Annotated in this window: 17 protein-coding genes; 11 read left to right on the forward strand and 6 right to left on the reverse strand. The window is 58.8% G+C overall.

Annotated features, from left to right (window positions below):
• Window positions 1-27: 27 nt before the first annotated feature.
• A complete protein-coding gene (locus tag ACA059_RS06575; RefSeq protein ID WP_173667542.1) occupies window positions 28-888 on the reverse strand; it encodes a MurR/RpiR family transcriptional regulator in 861 nt (286 codons plus the stop codon).
• A 239-nt stretch (window positions 889-1127) separates the two neighbouring features.
• Between ACA059_RS06575 and zwf the strand changes: the two genes are divergently transcribed.
• The 4 genes from zwf to ACA059_RS06595 all read left to right on the forward strand — a co-directional run bounded on the left by zwf (window position 1128) and on the right by ACA059_RS06595 (window position 5027).
• Entirely contained in the window at window positions 1128-2597 is a 1470-nt protein-coding gene (gene zwf, locus ACA059_RS06580) for a glucose-6-phosphate dehydrogenase (protein ID WP_008151108.1), read from the forward strand.
• Window positions 2584-3297 carry a 6-phosphogluconolactonase gene (gene pgl / locus ACA059_RS06585; protein WP_497633162.1) on the forward strand — a complete coding sequence of 238 codons (714 nt, stop codon included), beginning with the start codon at window positions 2584-2586 and terminating at the stop codon, window positions 3295-3297. Before zwf ends, pgl begins: the two co-directional genes overlap by 14 nt.
• A gap of 17 nt (window positions 3298-3314) precedes the next feature.
• Entirely contained in the window at window positions 3315-3980 is a 666-nt protein-coding gene (locus ACA059_RS06590) for a bifunctional 4-hydroxy-2-oxoglutarate aldolase/2-dehydro-3-deoxy-phosphogluconate aldolase (RefSeq protein WP_140676745.1), read from the forward strand.
• Between the two features lie 321 nt (window positions 3981-4301).
• A complete protein-coding gene (locus ACA059_RS06595) occupies window positions 4302-5027 on the forward strand; it encodes an intradiol ring-cleavage dioxygenase (protein ID WP_497633163.1) in 726 nt (241 codons plus the stop codon).
• 2 nt (window positions 5028-5029) lie between these two features.
• On the opposite strand, the gene ACA059_RS06600 is transcribed toward ACA059_RS06595, so the two are convergent.
• Both ACA059_RS06600 and ACA059_RS06605 read right to left on the reverse strand, forming a co-directional pair.
• On the reverse strand, window positions 5030-6211 hold the full coding sequence (locus ACA059_RS06600; RefSeq protein ID WP_497633164.1) for an aminotransferase class V-fold PLP-dependent enzyme: 1182 nt from the start codon (window positions 6209-6211) through the stop codon (window positions 5030-5032).
• A gap of 36 nt (window positions 6212-6247) precedes the next feature.
• Window positions 6248-6484 carry a DUF3820 family protein gene (locus tag ACA059_RS06605; protein ID WP_007949456.1) on the reverse strand — a complete coding sequence of 79 codons (237 nt, stop codon included), beginning with the start codon at window positions 6482-6484 and terminating at the stop codon, window positions 6248-6250.
• Between the two features lie 204 nt (window positions 6485-6688).
• Between ACA059_RS06605 and ACA059_RS06610 the strand changes: the two genes are divergently transcribed.
• The 4 genes from ACA059_RS06610 (at window position 6689) to ACA059_RS06625 (ending at window position 10427) form a co-directional block, all read left to right on the forward strand.
• A complete protein-coding gene (locus ACA059_RS06610) occupies window positions 6689-7156 on the forward strand; it encodes a ferritin-like domain-containing protein (protein ID WP_282377269.1) in 468 nt (155 codons plus the stop codon).
• Between the two features lie 218 nt (window positions 7157-7374).
• On the forward strand, window positions 7375-9363 hold the full coding sequence (locus ACA059_RS06615) for an FUSC family protein (RefSeq protein WP_497633165.1): 1989 nt from the start codon (window positions 7375-7377) through the stop codon (window positions 9361-9363).
• Window positions 9350-9556, forward strand: a complete 207-nt coding sequence (locus ACA059_RS06620) for a DUF1656 domain-containing protein (RefSeq protein ID WP_008151119.1) — start codon at window positions 9350-9352, stop codon at window positions 9554-9556. The genes ACA059_RS06615 and ACA059_RS06620 overlap by 14 nt, the downstream gene beginning before the upstream one ends.
• 10 nt (window positions 9557-9566) lie before the next feature.
• Complete coding sequence (locus ACA059_RS06625) at window positions 9567-10427, forward strand: efflux RND transporter periplasmic adaptor subunit (protein WP_497633166.1); 861 nt, start codon at window positions 9567-9569, stop codon at window positions 10425-10427.
• 103 nt (window positions 10428-10530) lie between these two features.
• Here the strand turns inward: ACA059_RS06625 and ACA059_RS06630 are convergent, their stop codons facing one another.
• Both ACA059_RS06630 and ACA059_RS06635 read right to left on the reverse strand, forming a co-directional pair.
• Window positions 10531-11001 (reverse strand): MaoC family dehydratase, encoded by a 471-nt coding sequence (locus tag ACA059_RS06630; RefSeq protein WP_046049496.1) that lies wholly within the window; start codon window positions 10999-11001, stop codon window positions 10531-10533.
• Window positions 11002-11041: 40 nt separating this feature from the next.
• Window positions 11042-11986 (reverse strand): alpha/beta hydrolase, encoded by a 945-nt coding sequence (locus ACA059_RS06635; protein ID WP_497633167.1) that lies wholly within the window; start codon window positions 11984-11986, stop codon window positions 11042-11044.
• 245 nt (window positions 11987-12231) lie between these two features.
• On the opposite strand from ACA059_RS06635, the gene fadD2 reads away from it, so the two are divergent.
• Both fadD2 and fadD1 read left to right on the forward strand, forming a co-directional pair.
• Window positions 12232-13920, forward strand: a complete 1689-nt coding sequence (fadD2, locus tag ACA059_RS06640; protein ID WP_497633168.1) for a long-chain-fatty-acid--CoA ligase FadD2 — start codon at window positions 12232-12234, stop codon at window positions 13918-13920.
• 359 nt (window positions 13921-14279) lie between these two features.
• Window positions 14280-15980, forward strand: coding sequence for a long-chain-fatty-acid--CoA ligase FadD1 (gene fadD1, locus ACA059_RS06645; RefSeq protein ID WP_497633169.1), 1701 nt, complete (start codon window positions 14280-14282; stop codon window positions 15978-15980).
• A 124-nt stretch (window positions 15981-16104) separates the two neighbouring features.
• Here the strand turns inward: fadD1 and ACA059_RS06650 are convergent, their stop codons facing one another.
• A complete protein-coding gene (locus ACA059_RS06650) occupies window positions 16105-16482 on the reverse strand; it encodes a hypothetical protein (RefSeq protein ID WP_309675757.1) in 378 nt (125 codons plus the stop codon).
• A gap of 199 nt (window positions 16483-16681) precedes the next feature.
• Between ACA059_RS06650 and ACA059_RS06655 the strand changes: the two genes are divergently transcribed.
• Complete coding sequence (locus ACA059_RS06655) at window positions 16682-16873, forward strand: CsbD family protein (protein ID WP_129437765.1); 192 nt, start codon at window positions 16682-16684, stop codon at window positions 16871-16873.
• Window positions 16874-17027 lie beyond the last annotated feature (154 nt).

Genomic DNA, 17027 nt, shown 5'->3' on the forward strand with positions numbered 1-17027 from the left:
GTCGAGCGAAGCGAGGCTGCGATCTTTTTAATTAAACTCATCCCCAATCGGATACCGACTGGCATTCAAGCTTTCCTTGATCTTGCGTAAATGCGGCTGGAAGTCCACGCCACGGCGCAAGGTCATGCCAGTGGCGAGCACATCCAGCACGGTCAGCTGAATGATCCGCGACGTCATCGGCATATAGATGTCGGTGTCTTCCGGTAGCGGAATGTTCAGGCTCAAGGTGCTGGCCTTGGCCAGTGGCGAGCCCTCGGCCGTCAGGCCCAGTACCGAAGCACCGTTTTCCCGGGCAATACGCGCCACTTCCACCAGTTCGCGAGTACGGCCGGTGTAGGAAATGATCACGAACAACTCGCCGGTGTGCGCCACCGACGCAATCATGCGCTGCATCAGCACGTCCGCGTGGGCGGTGACCGCCAGGTTGAAACGGAAGAACTTGTGCTGCGCATCCAGCGCCACCGGGGCCGAGGCGCCGAGGCCGAAGAAGTGGATCTGCCGGGCCTGGATCAACAGGTCGACAGCGCGGCTGATCAGGTTCGGGTCTAGCGCCTGCAACGCACTGTCCAGCGAGGCGATGGCGCTGCCGAAAATCTTCTTGGTGTACGCCTCGGGATTGTCGTCGGCCTCGACCGCACGGCTGACATACGCCGCGCCACTGGCCAGGCTCTGGGCCAATTGAAGCTTGAGTTCCGGGTAGCCGCTGACGCCAAACGAACGGCAGAAACGGTTGACCGTCGGCTCGCTGACCTTTGAGGCCTGAGCGAGGGCGGCGATGCTGAACCGGGTGGCCTGCTCTGGGTTGAGCAGGATCACTTCGGCGACTTTGCGTTCTGCCTTGTTCAGGTCTTCAAGGCGATTCTGGATCTGTTCCAGTAAATTTCGCACGCGGTCCATATATGTTCCTTAGCTCCGCAAACAAGAGAGCAATGCAAATAAGGGCCCCGGCTATGCAAATTGGGACTTTGATCGGGCCCGTAACGGTGGCCTATCCTACTGATGGCTCCGACCGTCCACCACTCGGAATCTGTATTTTGCGAAAATGTTGTGGTTATTACTACATTTTCCCTTGAGTGATGCCTTGAAAAAAGGTATTTGTAGCTTAACTTGATAAAAGAACAAACATCATGCCTTCGATTACGGTTGAACCGTGCACCTTTGCCTTGTTCGGCGCCCTCGGCGATCTGGCCCTGCGCAAGCTGTTTCCTGCCCTTTATCAGCTCGATGGCGCAGGCCTGTTGCACGAGGACACGCGAATTATCGCGCTGGCCCGTGAGCCTGGCAGCGAGCAGCAGCATTTGGCGTTTATCGCCTCCGAGCTGCGCCGCTACGTTGTCGCCAAAGAGCTGGACGAAGCCGTGGTCGAACGCTTTCTGGCCCGCCTGAGTTACCTGCACGTCGACTTCCTCAAGGCTGACGATTACGTCGCCCTGGCCGAAATGGCCGGCAGCGCCCAGCGGGTGATTGCCTACTTCGCGACGCCGGCCGCCGTTTACGGCGCGATCTGCGAGAACCTCTCGAAAGTCGGTCTGACCGAAAACACCCGCGTGGTGCTGGAAAAACCCATTGGTTCGGACCTGGAATCCTCGCGCAAGGTTAACGACGCCGTGGCGCAGTTCTTCCCGGAGAACCGCACCTACCGCATCGACCACTACCTGGGCAAAGAAACCGTCCAGAACTTGATCGCCCTGCGTTTCGCCAACAGCCTGTTCGAAACCCAGTGGAACCAGAATTATATCTCCCACGTGGAAATCACCGTGGCCGAGAAAGTCGGGATAGAAGGTCGCTGGGGTTACTTCGACAAGGCCGGCCAGCTGCGGGACATGATCCAGAATCACCTGCTGCAACTGCTCTGCCTGATCGCCATGGACCCGCCGGCCGACCTGTCCGCCGACAGCATCCGTGACGAGAAAGTCAAAGTGCTCAAGGCGCTGGCGCCGATCAGCCCGGAAGGCCTGACCACTCAGGTCGTGCGCGGTCAGTACATCGCCGGTTACAGCGAAGGCAAATCGGTTCCCGGTTACCTGGAAGAGCCGAACTCCAACACCCAGAGCGACACCGAAACCTTCGTTGCGCTGCGTGCCGATATCCGCAACTGGCGTTGGGCCGGTGTGCCGTTTTACCTGCGTACCGGCAAGCGCATGCCGCAAAAGCTGTCGCAGATCGTCATCCACTTCAAGGAACCGTCCCACTACATCTTCGCTCCCGAGCAGCGCCTGCAGATCAGCAACAAGCTGATTATCCGCCTGCAACCGGACGAAGGCATTTCCTTGCGCGTGATGACCAAAGAACAAGGCCTGGACAAGGGCATGCAGCTGCGCAGCGGTCCGTTGCAGCTGAATTTTTCCGACACTTATCGCAGCGCACGGATTCCCGATGCCTACGAGCGGTTGTTGCTGGAAGTGATGCGCGGCAATCAGAACCTGTTTGTCCGTAAAGATGAAATCGAAGCCGCGTGGAAGTGGTGTGACCAGTTGATCGCCGGGTGGAAAAAATCCGGTGATGCGCCCAAGCCGTACGCGGCCGGGTCCTGGGGGCCGATGAGCTCCATTGCATTGATCACGCGGGATGGGAGGTCGTGGTATGGCGATATCTGAATTGAAACTGCCTCAGGGCGTCAGCGCTCATGAGTTCAAAAGCCCGGTGCTGCTGGCCGAAGGCTTGGCGCTGAATGTGGCCAAGCAACTGAGTGACGCGATCGACGCGCGCGGCACCGCGACCTTGGTGGTTTCCGGTGGACGCAGCCCGGTGGCGTTTTTCCAGCACCTGGCCAAGCAGACGCTGGACTGGTCGAACGTGGTGGTCAGCCTGGCTGACGAGCGCTGGGTGCCGGTTGAACACGCCGACAGCAATGCCGGTCTGCTCAAGCGCTACCTGTTGCAAGGCCCGGCGGCCAAGGCTCAGTTTTTGAGTTTGTACAGCGCCACCGCCAACCTTGAACTGGCGGCCGAGCAGGCGGATCGCTTGCTCGCGGAGTTGCCGCCGATCGACGTGCTGATACTCGGTATGGGCGACGACGGTCACACCGCCTCGCTGTTCCCCAACAGCCCGAACCTGGCTGACGCCTTGAAAGCCGACGGCACACGTCGCTGCTACCCGATGCTGGCGCCGACCGTGCCGCATCAGCGCTTGACCATGAGCCGTGCGCTGCTGGCGTCGGCCAAGACCACCGTTCTATCGATTTCCGGTCAGTCCAAGCTGACTACCCTGAGTGCCGCATTGGCCGGTGACGATGTCGCCGCCATGCCGATTCGCGCGTTTCTGCAACCTACGTTAGAGATTTACTGGTGCCCATGAGCCAAGGAACAGCCGCTATGAAAACCCCATCCCCGACCGTTTCCATGGCGGACAAAGTTGCCCTGATCGACAGCCTCTGCGCCAAGGCGCGGATCCTGCCGGTGATTACCATCGCTCGCGAACAGGACATCCTGCCACTGGCCGATGCCCTCGCGGCCGGTGGCCTGACAGCCCTGGAAGTGACACTGCGTTCGCAGTTCGGCCTAAAGGCTATCCAGATTCTGCGCGAGCAGCGTCCGGAGCTGGTGACCGGTGCCGGTACTGTGCTGGATCGCAACATGCTGGCGGCTGCCGAAGCGGCCGGTTCGCAGTTCATCGTCACGCCGGGCATCACCCGTGACCTGCTGGAAGCCAGCGTCAACAGCCCGATTCCGCTGTTGCCGGGCATCAGCAACGCCTCCGGCATCATGGAAGGCTATGGCCTGGGCTATCGCCGCTTCAAGCTGTTCCCGGCGGAAGTCAGCGGCGGCGTGGCGGCTATCAAAGCCTTGGGCGGCCCGTTCGGCGAAGTGAAATTCTGCCCGACTGGCGGCGTCAGCCCGGCCAACATCAAGAGCTACATGGCGTTGAAAAACGTGATGTGCGTGGGCGGTAGCTGGATGCTTGATCCCGAGTGGATCAAGAACGGCGACTGGGCCCGCATTCAGGAATGCACTGCCGAGGCACTGGCGCTGCTGGACTGATCGGCTATTACCAAACACTTCGTTGTGTGTTCTACGGCTTTACGGTGCGCTTGGTCGGTGCACCGTTTTTTTTTGCCCGCAAAAAAATTGTGGGAGCGAGCCTTTGTGGCGAGGGGATTTATCCCCGTTCGGCTGCGCAGCAGTCGTTAACTCTGTAAATGCGTATTGCGAATGAAATGCTGGGGCCGCTTCGCAGCCCAACGGGGATAAATCCCCTCGCCACAAAGGCTCGCTCGGGGGGACATCAAGCGATACATAGTTACCGCATCTCGCTGCTCGGCCAGCGTTAACCTGCGTTCTTCTTATGGAAGAGAGAACGTCATGGACGACAACACTCCGGTTTCACCCTCAGCAGCGGTTTACCTGCTTTCACCCGAACAGATCGCCGGTCCTTTTTTCAGAAATCCGAAATTGATCAGAAGAAACATCAGCGAAGGCATGGACGGTATTCCCTTGGTGCTGAGGCTGACGATCGTCGATGCCATGACCGGTCAACCGGTGACTGACGCGTTAGTGGATATCTGGCACTGCAACGCGCGTGGTGCGTATTCGGGCTGGAGCAAGGTCAATCCGGACAAGGAAGTCGACGTCGGCGATATAGGCTCGATCCCGCGCACTGACGATGACACTTACCTGCGAGGCGGGCAATTTACGGACAAGAACGGCATCGTGCGGTTTACCACGATCTATCCGGGGTTCTACGCCGGCCGTGCCCTGCACATTCACGTCGTGGTACGCATTATGGAAGGCAACAACTACCTGGAAGAGAGGCATGTTGCCTGGGTCGGTCAGCTCTACTTTCCCGAGGTGGCCTCGCGCTCGGTACTCAACGCCAGGGAGTACCGCGGTCGAGCCGTTTCGCCTCTGACCAACGATCAAGACTTTTTCTATGAAAACATGGGCGGCGAAGCTTCGACCTTGAACGTTCACACCCTGAGTCGGGACTCGAATAAAGACGGCTACTTCGGGCACACGACCATCGGCATCGACACATTCGCGGTATCGACGCAGATCAAGCCCGAGGACTTCGACAAACACACCGTTTGACGTCAGCGCAGTTCGGTCAACGCCCGGGCCAGTAGATCCATGTCTGCACCCGTGGTGGTAAGCCCCGGGGTGATGCGAATGCACGGACCACTCGCGGCACCACTGCGCGCCACGGTAAACAGGTTGTAGTCCTTGAGCAGCCGCTCGACCATCGCCTGTTGATCGGCGTGCCGGGTAAAGCGCATCGAAGTGATGCCGCAATACAGGCGCGGGTCGTCCGGGGTCATGACTTCGATCCCCGGCAACTCGCGTACCGCGCTTACCCAGCGGTTGCGCAGGTAATTGAGCCGAGCGCCCTTGGCAGCGGAACCGCCCATGGCCCGATGTTCCTCGAACACCAGCGGCAGGGTCAGCAGCGCCGGAATGTTGGGCGTGCTGTACGGCGTGCGGGCGCGAATGTCGGTGACCGGGAAATGCATCTCGCCCATGTCCGGGTCGATGTCGGCCAGGCGCTCGGAGGCGATGTAAATGAAGCCCAGCGTCAGCGGTGCACCGATCCATTTGTGCAGGTTGTAGCCAGCGAAGGCGATGCCCAGTTCATCGAGGTTGAACTCGATCTGGCCGAGTGCATGGGCACCGTCGAGGATCACGTCGACGCCGTGCTCTTTGGCGGCCGCAGCGATCGCCCGTACTGGCATGACCAACCCGGTGCGATGGGTGACGTGAGTCAGAGCCATCAATTTGAGTCGCGGATAACGCACGAAAGCTTCGCGGTAAGTGGCCAGCAAACTGTCGAAACTGGCGGGGTGCGAGTGTTCGATCTCGATCACTTCGACACCGCGATTACGTGCCAGCCAGCGCATGGCACTTTTGACCGTGTCGTACTCCAGATCACACATCAGCACCTGATCGCCCGGCGTCAGACGGTTGTAGTTGCGGATCAGCGATTGCAATCCGTCGGAAGCGTTGCGGGTGAGGGCGATGGTTTCGGCTGGAACGCCAACCAGTTCGGCAAGCTGCGCGCGGATCTCCAGACTTTCGCCCTGTTCGAAGCGTTGGCGCACGTGTACCGAGTTGCTGCGGTTGATGAGTTCGATGTTGCGCTGATACTCCTCGACCACCGTGCGCGACATGCGCCCGAAGTACCCGTTTTCGAGGTTGACCGGGCCGGGTTCAACCGCGTATCGGTCGGCAAAGGTTCGCCAGAAAGCTTCATCACGGGCGCGGAGGGTGTTATCGGGCATGGGCTACTCAATCAGGGGCCAGGTCTGGGGGGCGGGTCAATGGCGAGGGGCGGGTTTGCCATGTTTGGCACGCAGTGGTTCGAGCAACTCCGACAGGCCGTTGTGATCGATTTCCTGCATCAATGCCAGCAAGCCGCCGAGCTCGCCATGGGGGAAACCTTCCCGAGCAAACCAGTTCAGGTATTGGCCGGGGAGGTCGGCAATGATCCGGCCCTTGTATTTGCCGAAGGGCATTTCACGGGTAATCAACAGTTCGAGCTTTTCAGGGTTCATTCAATCAGTCGTCTTGATTCAAACAGTCTGGAAAATACAGGCATTCTGCATGCAGGCCAAATGACAGATCATGCAAATAAAGCGGATACAGATTTCGCGTTAATCGATAAGCAATTGAAATCTAAGGAATAACTTATCAATTCAACACTGGCATGCGGGATGCAACACCTATTGCATCTTTCATCAACCCGCGAGGAATTGAAAATGACCGACATGAATAAAGAAGCCATCTCTGTACTCAACGACCTGATTGAAACCAGCAAAGACGGTCAGGAAGGGTTCAAGACTTGCGCTGAAGACATCAAACACCCTGAACTCAAAAACGTGTTCGTGCAGCGCTCGGCTGACTGCGCAACGGCTGCTTCTGAGTTGCAGGCCGCCGTGCGTTCGATGGGCGGCGATCCGGAAACGTCCACCAGTGTCAGCGGTGACCTGCACCGCCGCTGGGTCGACGTGAAAGCGATGTTCACCGGCAAGGATGAAGAAGCCGTGCTGAACGAAGCCGAGCGGGGTGAAGACCATGCACTGAAGGCTTACAAAGAAGCCATCGAAAAAATCAACAAACACAATCTGGTGGGCATTCGTGACCTGGTTGAGCGTCAGTACCACGGCGTGCAACGCAATCACGATCAGGTAAAAGCCCTGCGTAACCAGGCGCGCGCACGCTCGTAAGCGTTCATTGCCTGTCAAAAACGCCAGCCAGTCTGGCGTTTTTTTGTGTCCGGGTCTTAACGCTGAAATCGGCACTTGTAGGAGCTGCCGAAGGCTGCGATCTTTTGACGGTATAGAGGTCGCTGGACAGCAAGATCAAAAGATCAAAAGATCGTCCGAACGCGGCCCGAACCTTCGGCAGCTCCTACCGTTAAATCGTCCTTTCAAGAGAGCTTTACGTGCCTATCACCCTGCAGGCTTTGTTTGCGCCTGACCGCCGCGCCTTACAGTTCGCGATCAAAACCTTGATCGGCGGCGGCCTGGCGCTGTGGCTGGCATTACGCTGGGGTCTGGAGCAACCGGCATGGGCATTGATGACGGCGTTCATCGTCGCCCAGCCCTTGTCGGGGATGGTGGTGCAGAAGGGCCTGGCGCGGCTGCTGGGGACTCTGGTCGGGACGATCATGTCCGTGGTGTTCATGGGGTTGTTTGCCCAGACGCCTTGGCTGTTTTTGTTGGCCTTGGCGTTGTGGCTGGGGTTGTGTACGGCGAGTTCGACCTTGCTGCGCAGCGCCTGGTCCTATTCATTCGTGCTGGCCGGTTACACGGTGGCGATCATCGCGCTGCCGGCCATTACTCATCCGCTGACGGTGTTTGATCAAGCCGTGGCTCGCTGCACAGAAATCTGCCTGGGCATTCTTTGCGCCACCGCCGCCAGTGCGCTGCTCTGGCCGATGCGGGTCGAACGGCAGTTGGCGGATCAGGCGCGAGCAGCGTGGCAAAGCGGTATGAACGCCGCACGTGCAACCCTGGCCGGTGATGGTCAGGCGCGTAAAGGCTTACTGGAAATCCTCGGGAGAATCGTCGCCGTCGATGCCCAGCGCGAGCATGCCTGGTTTGAAGGAAGCCTGGGGCGGCAACGAGCACGCTCGATCAGCGGCTTGAGCCAAAAGCTGTTGATGCTGCTGCGCATCGCCCGTTCGGCGCGCCGTCAGTGGAAGCAATTGGAACCCCGGGAAGCCGAGCAACTGTTGCCCTGGATGACGGAGGTTCAAGAGGCGCTCAACAACCCGGATACCGCGACCCTGCAAGCGCTGCGTCCAAGGTTGCTCGACGCTTCCCACGACACGCACATCAGCTCCGCGCAAAGTTACTGCCTGGCTCGTTTCACCTTGCTGCTCGATACCGCCATGGCGGCGACTGCGGCGTTGAAAGCGGTGGAGGAGGGCAAGGAAACGGTCGATCCACCGAGAACCCTGACACCACACCGTGACCTGTCATTGGCGCTGATGTTCGGTGCCCGAAGTGCGTTGGCGTTTCTGGTGGTCTCGTGCTTCTGGTTGGCGACCGCCTGGCCCGCTGCCTCCGGTGCGCTGCTGTTGACGTGCGTGGTGTGTAGTCTGTTTGCCAGCCGCGAGAATGGTGCTCAGATCGGCATGAGTTTTATGCGCGGGATCTTCCTGGCGATTCCGGCCGCGTTTATCGTCGGGCAGATTCTGCTGCCGCAATGGAGTGGTTTTGCCTTGCTGTGCATGGGCATGGGCGTGCCGTTGTTCCTCGGCGCGCTGGGCATGGCCAAACCGCAGATCGGTGCGACGGCTACCTCATTTTGTCTGCACTTCATCGTGCTGGTCTCGCCGCTCAATGCGATGAAATTCGATGTCGCGACGTTCTTCAACAGCGCTCAATCCATCGTGATTGGTGTCGGTGCCGCCGTGCTGGCGTTCCATTTGTTGATCCTGCGCAACCCGACGTGGCATGGCCGACGTTTGCTGGCGGCGACACTCGACGATCTGGTGCGCCTGACCCGACGCAATCTGCGCGGTGCCGAAAGCTGGTTTGGCGGGCGCATGGCCGACCGCTTGCTGCAATTGGCGCGACACTATCCCGAGTTGCCGGAACCGGCGCGCAGTCGCTGGGACGATGGCTTGCTCGGCTTGGACATCGGCGACGAATTGCTGCATTTGCGTTTGAGTCTGGCGGTGGCGCAGGCACCGGTTAGTGCGCCTCAGCGGCGTTATCTCGAACAGCTGGAAAAAATCCTCGAACAAGGCCCGGCCGGCAGTCGCGCCGAGGCGTTGGTGCAGCCGAGTGAAGAATTCTTGAAGACCTTGTACGCATTGCCCCCCAGCGATGCGGTGAAACTGGCCCAAGGTGCGGTGCTGCAATTGCAAAGCAGCTGGCGCGCCTGGTGCCGTCAACAGGAGCAAAGCCATGGGCTTGCGTGAGTGGTCGGTGGGTGGCGTGCTGCTCAGTCCGTTTCTGATTTATGTGCTGCTGGCGCTGCTCGTCACTGGAGCCTTGCGTATGCTCTTGCGCCTGACGCCGGTGGGCCGCTGGATCTGGCACGAAGCATTGTTTGATTGCGCCTTGTACGTCTGTGTATTGACCTTGATCACCGTCGTCCTCGGACCTTTATAAGGAGTTGAAAATGCGTACACCGATACGTGTCGCGGTGACCTTGTGCCTGGTGGCGGCGGCGATATTTGCCGGCTTCCATTTGTGGCAGTACTACATGCTCACGCCTTGGACTCGGGATGCGCGGATCCGCGCCGACGTGGTGGTGATCGCGCCGGACGTCTCGGGTTGGGTGCGTGAGCTCAAGGCTTTTGATAACCAGCAGGTCAAGGCTGGCGATTTATTGCTGAGCATTGATCGCGACCGTTTCGAAGCGGCGCTGGAGAAAGCTCAAGCGGTGGTGCAGACCCGTCAGCAGCAGTTAAATCTGCGCGAGAAAGAAGCCAGCCGCCGCGCCGCCCTCGGTCCACAGGCCATCAGCGCCGAACTGCGCGAGAACGCGCAGATCAACGCCGGCATCGCCCGTGGCGAACTGCGTGAAGCCCAGGCCGAGGCCAAGGTTGCGCAACTCAACCTCGCGCGAAGTCAGGTCCATGCGCCGCGCAATGGTCACATCACCAACCTGCGTCTGGCAGAAGGGAACTACGTGAATGCCGGGCAATCGGTGATGGCGTTGATCGACGATTCGACTTTCTATGTGCAGGCGTATTTCGAAGAAACCAAGCTGCCACGGATTCGTGTGGGCGATCCGGTGAAGGTCTGGTTGATGAGTGCGGGGGAGGCGTTGCAGGGGCATGTGGAAAGCATCAGTCGCGGGATTACCGATCGCAATACCACGCCGGATGGGCAGTTGCTGGCAGAGGTCGAGCCGACGTTTAACTGGGTGAGGCTGGCGCAGCGGATTCCGGTAAGGATCAAGATTGATCAGTTGCCGGAAGGGATGAATTTGAGTTCGGGGATGACGGCGAGTGTGCAGGTGCAGGAAGGGCCGTGAGATCAAAAGATCGCAGCCTCGTTTCACACGACAGCTTCTACAGGTATATGGCAAACCCTGTAGGAGCTGTCGTGTGAAACGAGGCAGCGATCTTTTGAGGCAATCAACCGATGCTGATTGCCGGCAGCTTAGGCAACGTCACCGTCTGTTGCTTACGCGGCGCCAGAATCTCCGCCTCGCCATCCACTACCAACTCATCACGCTGGTTAAACACGCGAGTGGCAATCCGCACACGAAACTTCGGCAGCTTCTCGAGAATCTCCAGACGCACGGTCAGCGTGTCGCCAATCTTCACCGGCTTCTGAAAGCTCATCTGCTGACCGATATAAATAGTCCCCGGCCCAGGCAACTCGCAGGCAACGGCAGCGCTGATCAGCGCACCGCTGAACATGCCGTGAGCAATGCGCTCCTTGAACATGGTGCCGGCGGCGAATTCAGCGTCCAGGTGCACCGGGTTGTGATCGCCGGACATCGCGGCGAACAACTGAATGTCGCGCTCTTCGACCGTCTTGCTGTAGCTGGCGGTCTGGCCGACTTCAAGGGCTTCGTAAGGGGTGTTGGTAACCTGGGTCATCTGTTTCAATTCCTGTCACGAATAAATAAATTCAAAAAAACTATTCCGATCTGGGTGGCCGACGGTGGCTCAGCGCCTGGGCGATCCAGCTCAACACGTCATTGATCACTTCATCGCGGTTGCTCTCGTTGAACAGTTCATGCCGTGCCTGCGGGTAAATAGTCAGTTGCAGGCTCTGGCTGCCGGCCGCGCGCAGCGCATGGGCCAGATCTTTCAGACGCTTGCCATCGCTCACCGGATCACATTCACCGCCGATGACCAGCAACGGCAGGCCCGGATCAATCTGAGCGAGATTGGACGCTTTGCTGATTTGCTGCAACCCACCGAGCAAATCGATCCACAGCTGATTGGTGCAGCGAAAGCCGCAGAGCGGGTCGTTGGCGTACAGATCGACCTGGGCCGGGTCGCGGCTGAGCCAGTCGAACCGCGTGCGCACCGGTTTGAATTTCTTGTTGAACGAACCGAACGACAGCCATTCGATTAGCGCGCTGCGACCCTTCGGGCCCTGACGCAAACGTTCTAACCGCGCAATCTGCCGCGCCGCGCGATACAGCGCCACCGGTTGGAAGTTCGACCCGCTGAGAACGGCCCCGTGCAAGCTCGCGCTGTGGTGCAGCAGATAAGCCTGGGCGATGTAGCTGCCCATGCTGTGACCGAGCAACACAATCGGCATTCCCGGATGTTGTTGGCCGATGTGCTGGTTGAGGCTCGCCAGGTCGCCGACCACCTTGCACCAACCGTCATCGTCGGCGAAATGGCCGAGTGTCCCGTTTTCGGCAGTTTTGCCATGTCCGCGCAGGTCCGGCGCATACACACCGTAGCCCTGATCACAGAGTTTTTCCGCCAGACGCGCGTAGCGGCCACTGTGTTCCGCCATTCCGTGGGCCAGCAGGATCACCGCTTTTAAAGGTGCGGCGGGCAGCCACTGGTTGACGAAGAGGCGGCTGCGGTCACTCGCGGTCAGCCAGAAAGTGTCGTGGATCATGGCGATTCCTTTGCATTGGGCTGCATGTGGCATGGGCGTCGTTGCATTGTATAGCGCATCCAAAGCGCGCCGTCTGATCAGGCCACGCCACGGCAGCAAGATTCACACGATCAATGTCGACCGTGCGCATATTTGCCTGATTCGCCATAGCTGCTAGTGTCCGTGAAGCTCCGTTTTTCGCTTTTGTTTTACAGGAAGGACAGAAAAGCGGCCCCGGATAGGTTCAGGTAAAGAGGACAAGAACAATGCAACCTGATTTCTGGAATGACAAACGCCCGGCCGGCGTGCCCCTGGACATCGATCAAGGGGCCTACAAGTCGGTGATCGAGGTGTTCGAGCGTTCCTGCAAGAAATTTGCTGACCGCCCGGCATTCAGCAACATGGGCGTCACCCTGACCTACGCCGAACTGGAACGCTACAGCGCAGCGTTCGCCGGTTACCTGCAAGCCCACACCGACCTGGTGCCGGGGGATCGCATTGCAGTGCAGATGCCCAACGTCCTGCATTACCCGATTGCCGTGTTCGGTGCCTTGCGCGCCGGGCTGATCGTGGTCAACACCAACCCGCTGTACACCGCGCGGGAGATGCGTCATCAGTTCAAGGACTCCGGTGCCCGGGCGCTGGTCTACCTGAACATGTTCGGGGCCAAAGTCCAGGAAGTGCTGCCCGACACCGACATCCAGTACCTGATCGAAGCGAAGATGGGCGACCTGATGCCCGCCGCCAAGGGCTGGCTGGTCAATACGATGGTGAGCAAGGTCAAGAAGATGGTCCCGGCGTACTCCTTGCCGCAGGCCATTTCCTTCAAGAGCGCACTGCGTCTGGGCCGGGGTCTGGGCATCAAGCCGCTGAAGATCGGGCTCGACGACATCGCCGTGCTGCAATACACCGGCGGCACCACCGGTCTGGCCAAGGGCGCGATGCTGACCCACGGCAACCTGGTGGCCAACATGCAGCAAGTGCGGGCGTGCCTGGAGCAGTTCGGCAATGACGGCCAGCCGCTGTTGCGCGAAGGGCAAGAGGTCATGGTCGCGCCGCTGCCGCTGTACCACATCTATGCGTTCACCGCGAATTGCATGTGCATGATGGTGTCGGGCAACCATAACGTGCTGATCACCAACCCGCGGGACATCGGCGGTTTCATCAAGGAGCTGAAGAATTGGCGGTTCTCGGCGTTGCTGGGGCTCAACACGCTGTTCGTCGCGCTGATGGACCATCCGGATTTCAAGACCCTGGATTTCTCCAGCCTAAAACTCACCAACTCCGGCGGCACCGCGCTGGTCAAAGCCACCGCCGAGCGCTGGGAACAGCTCACCGGTTGCCGCATCACCGAAGGTTACGGCCTGACCGAAACCTCGCCGGTGGCCTGCACCAACCCGTACGGCGACAAGTCGCGCCTCGGCACGGTCGGCCTGCCGGTGCCGGGCACCACGCTGAAAGTCATCAACGATGAAGGCGTCGAGCAGGCGCTGGGCGAGCGCGGCGAACTGTGCATCAAGGGCCCGCAGATCATGAAGGGCTACTGGCAGAAACCCGACGCCACCGCCGAAGTGCTGGATGCCGAGGGCTGGTTCAAGTCCGGTGACATCGCGGTGATCGACCCGGACGGTTTTGTGCGCATCGTCGATCGCAAGAAAGACATGATCATCGTCTCGGGTTTCAACGTGTACCCGAACGAGATCGAAGACGTGGTGATGGCTCACCCGAAAGTCGCCAACTGTGCGGTGATCGGGGTGCCGGACGAGCGTTCGGGGGAGGCGGTGAAGCTGTTTGTGGTGGCCCGTGAAACGGGTGTCAGCCTTGAAGAGCTGAAGGCTTACTGCAAGGAAAACTTCACGGCGTACAAAGTGCCCAAGCACATCGTCTTGCGAGAGTCGTTGCCGATGACGCCGGTGGGCAAGATATTGCGGCGGGAGTTGCGTGATATCGCCTAACTGGTCGTAGACCGAGGTGCTGCCTAGAGATCGCAGCCTTCGGCAGCTCCTACAGGTGATCGCATTCCTTTGTAGGAGCTGCCGAAGGCTGCGATCTTTTGCTTTTAAGCCCCATATTTATGGGGCTTTCAAGGCTTTATAGAATTTTTGCTCTAAAATGACTGCTTGCTATTCTTGAGTCATTAAAGTGACTGTAGAGGCGGCTTTTGGCGCTAGTCGGCCCTTGGCAAAGCTGCTACTCTCGGCGCGCTTTGTGACTTCTCGGCCTCTATAAAAAGCCAGACTCACCAACAAACACACACCAATAATAATCGCATCAAATGCGGTGATGAATTCGCGTTGCTGAGGAGTGGGCTTCCATGATCGAAGACTTTTGGAAGGATAAGTACCCTGCCGGGATTGCTGCCGACATCAATCCGGACGAGTATCCGAATATTCAGGCGGTGTTGAAGCAGTCCTGCCAACGCTTTGCCGACAAACCGGCGTTCAGCAACCTGGGCAAGACAATCACCTACGGTGAACTGTACGAATTGTCCGGTGCCTTTGCCGCGTACCTGCAACAGCATACCGACTTGCAGCCGGGCGATCGAATCGCCGTGCAGCTGCCCAACGTGTTGCAGTACCCGGTCGCCGTCTTCGGTGCCATCCGCGCCGGGCTGATCGTGGTCAACACCAACCCGCTGTACACCGCGCGGGAAATGGAACACCAATTCAACGACTCCGGTGCCAAAGCCCTGGTCTGCCTGGCCAACATGGCGCACCTGGCCCAGATCGTCGTGCCGAAAACCGGCGTCAAGCACGTGATCGTGACCGAAGTGGCCGACCTGCTGCCGCCGCTCAAGCGCCTGCTGGTCAACAGCGTCATCAAGTACGTGAAGAAGATGGTCCCGGCGTATCACTTGCCCAAGGCCATCAAGTTCAACGACGTATTGAGCAAGGGCCACGGCCAGCCAGTCGCTGAAGCCAACCCGGCCAGCAGCGACGTTGCCGTGCTGCAATACACCGGCGGCACCACCGGCGTGGCCAAGGGCGCGATGCTGACCCATCGCAACCTGGTGGCGAACATGCTGCAGTGCAAGGCGCTGATGGGTTCCAACCTCAATGAAGGTTGCGAGGTCCTGATCACGCCGCTGCCGCTGTACCACATCTATGCCTTCACCTTTCATTGCATGGCGATGATGCTGATCGGCAACCACAACATCCTGATCAGCAACCCGCGCGATTTGACGGCGATGGTCAAGGAACTGTCGAAGTGGAAATTCAGCGGTTTTGTTGGGCTGAACACTCTGTTCGTGGCCCTGTGCAACAACGAAGGTTTCCGCAAGCTGGATTTCTCTGCACTGAAAGTCACCCTGTCCGGTGGCATGGCCCTGCAATTGGCTGCGGCCGAGCGCTGGAAAGCGGTCACCGGTTGCGCCATCTGTGAAGGTTACGGCATGACCGAAACCAGCCCGGTGGCCACCGTCAACCCAATCCAGAACATCCAGATCGGCACCATCGGTATTCCGGTTCCGTCGACCCTGTGCAAAATCATCGACGATGCCGGCGTTGAACAGGCGTTAGGCGACATCGGCGAGCTGTGTGTGAAAGGTCCGCAAGTGATGAAGGGTTACTGGCAGCGTCAGGACGCCACCGATGAAATCCTCGACAGCGAAGGCTGGTTGAAGACCGGTGACATCGCGCTGATCCAGCCTGACGGTTACATGCGCATCGTCGATCGCAAGAAAGACATGATCCTGGTCTCCGGTTTCAACGTGTACCCGAACGAACTGGAAGACGTGCTCGCGACTCTGCCAGGCGTGCTGCAATGCGCCGCCATCGGCGTGCCGGACGAGAAGTCGGGCGAGGCGATCAAGATCTTCATCGTCGCCAAACCGGGCGTGACCCTGACCAAGGAAACGGTGATGGAGCACATGCGTGCCAACGTCACCGGCTACAAGGTTCCGCGCTCCGTGGAGTTCCGCGATGCGCTGCCGACTACCAACGTCGGCAAGATCCTGCGCCGCGAGTTGCGCGACGAAGAGCTGAAGAAGCTCGGCGTCAAGAAGGTAAGCGCGTAACAAACAAAAGCCCCGCAGATGCGGGGCTTTTTGTTGAAGATCAAAAGATCGCAGCCTTCGGCAGCTCCTACATGGAATTGATGTACACCCTGTAGGAGCTGCCGAAGGCTGCGATCTTTTGCTTTTAAAGGCGGAACTGCGCGAAATTGACGTTGGTACCCGCCGGGCGCATGTCCTGGAGGTACGAGTCCTTGTCGGCGCTCAGTTCCAGGCTCAAGGCCGCTTTGCGTTTACCTTCGTTGCGCACCACCAGACCTTCGAGCTTCTCGCGCAGGAACACCGTCGGCACTTTCAGGTGCAGCAGTTCGTCGGAATCCGGGGTGTGCATCAGCAGGTGAACCCATTCGTACTGACCAATGGCCAGACGCGCGACCGGAATATCGAACCACCAGATGTTGCGGTTGCGGTTCAATTCGGTGAAATGGCAGTTGTTGACGCCAAGCACAGCACCGCCAAGTTCCTGGTTTCTGCGGGCAATGGCCTGCTTTTTATCGAGTTTCATAACATTCCTACGGGATTGGATCTTCAGCGCCATGGCCTGAATACGTTGCGCATTCTCGGGGGTTGGTCGGCAAACATAAAGCCCAACCTGCACTGAACGATGAAATGTGCTGCTGAAAATAAATGAAACTCCGCGCAAACGCCTCCGGTCAACCTTGTGTAACGACTTTTCTCGTTCAATTGTTCACAGGAGAAACACCATGAGCAGCACTGGCGATAAAGCAAAAGGCTTGGCCAACGAAGCAGTCGGCAACGTCAAACAAGGCGTCGGCAAGGCAACCGGCAACGACAAAATGCGCACCGAAGGTGTGGTGCAGGAAAGGAAAGGCGAAGCCCAGCAAGCGGTTGGCAAAGCCAAAGACGCGATCAAGAAAGGCATCGACAAGGCGTGATCCGGCCTTTGACGAGCAACAGAAACGGCCATCCGCGGATGGCCGTTTTTGTGTCAGCCTGAACTTGCACAAGGAAATTGTTTCAAACTCGCCAAGTAGGCTACTTTGATGTAGAAAACGGCCCCTGAGTCGCCACGACTTCGACCAAATTTGC

Source organism: Pseudomonas sp. LBUM1647 (genome assembly GCF_059716175.1).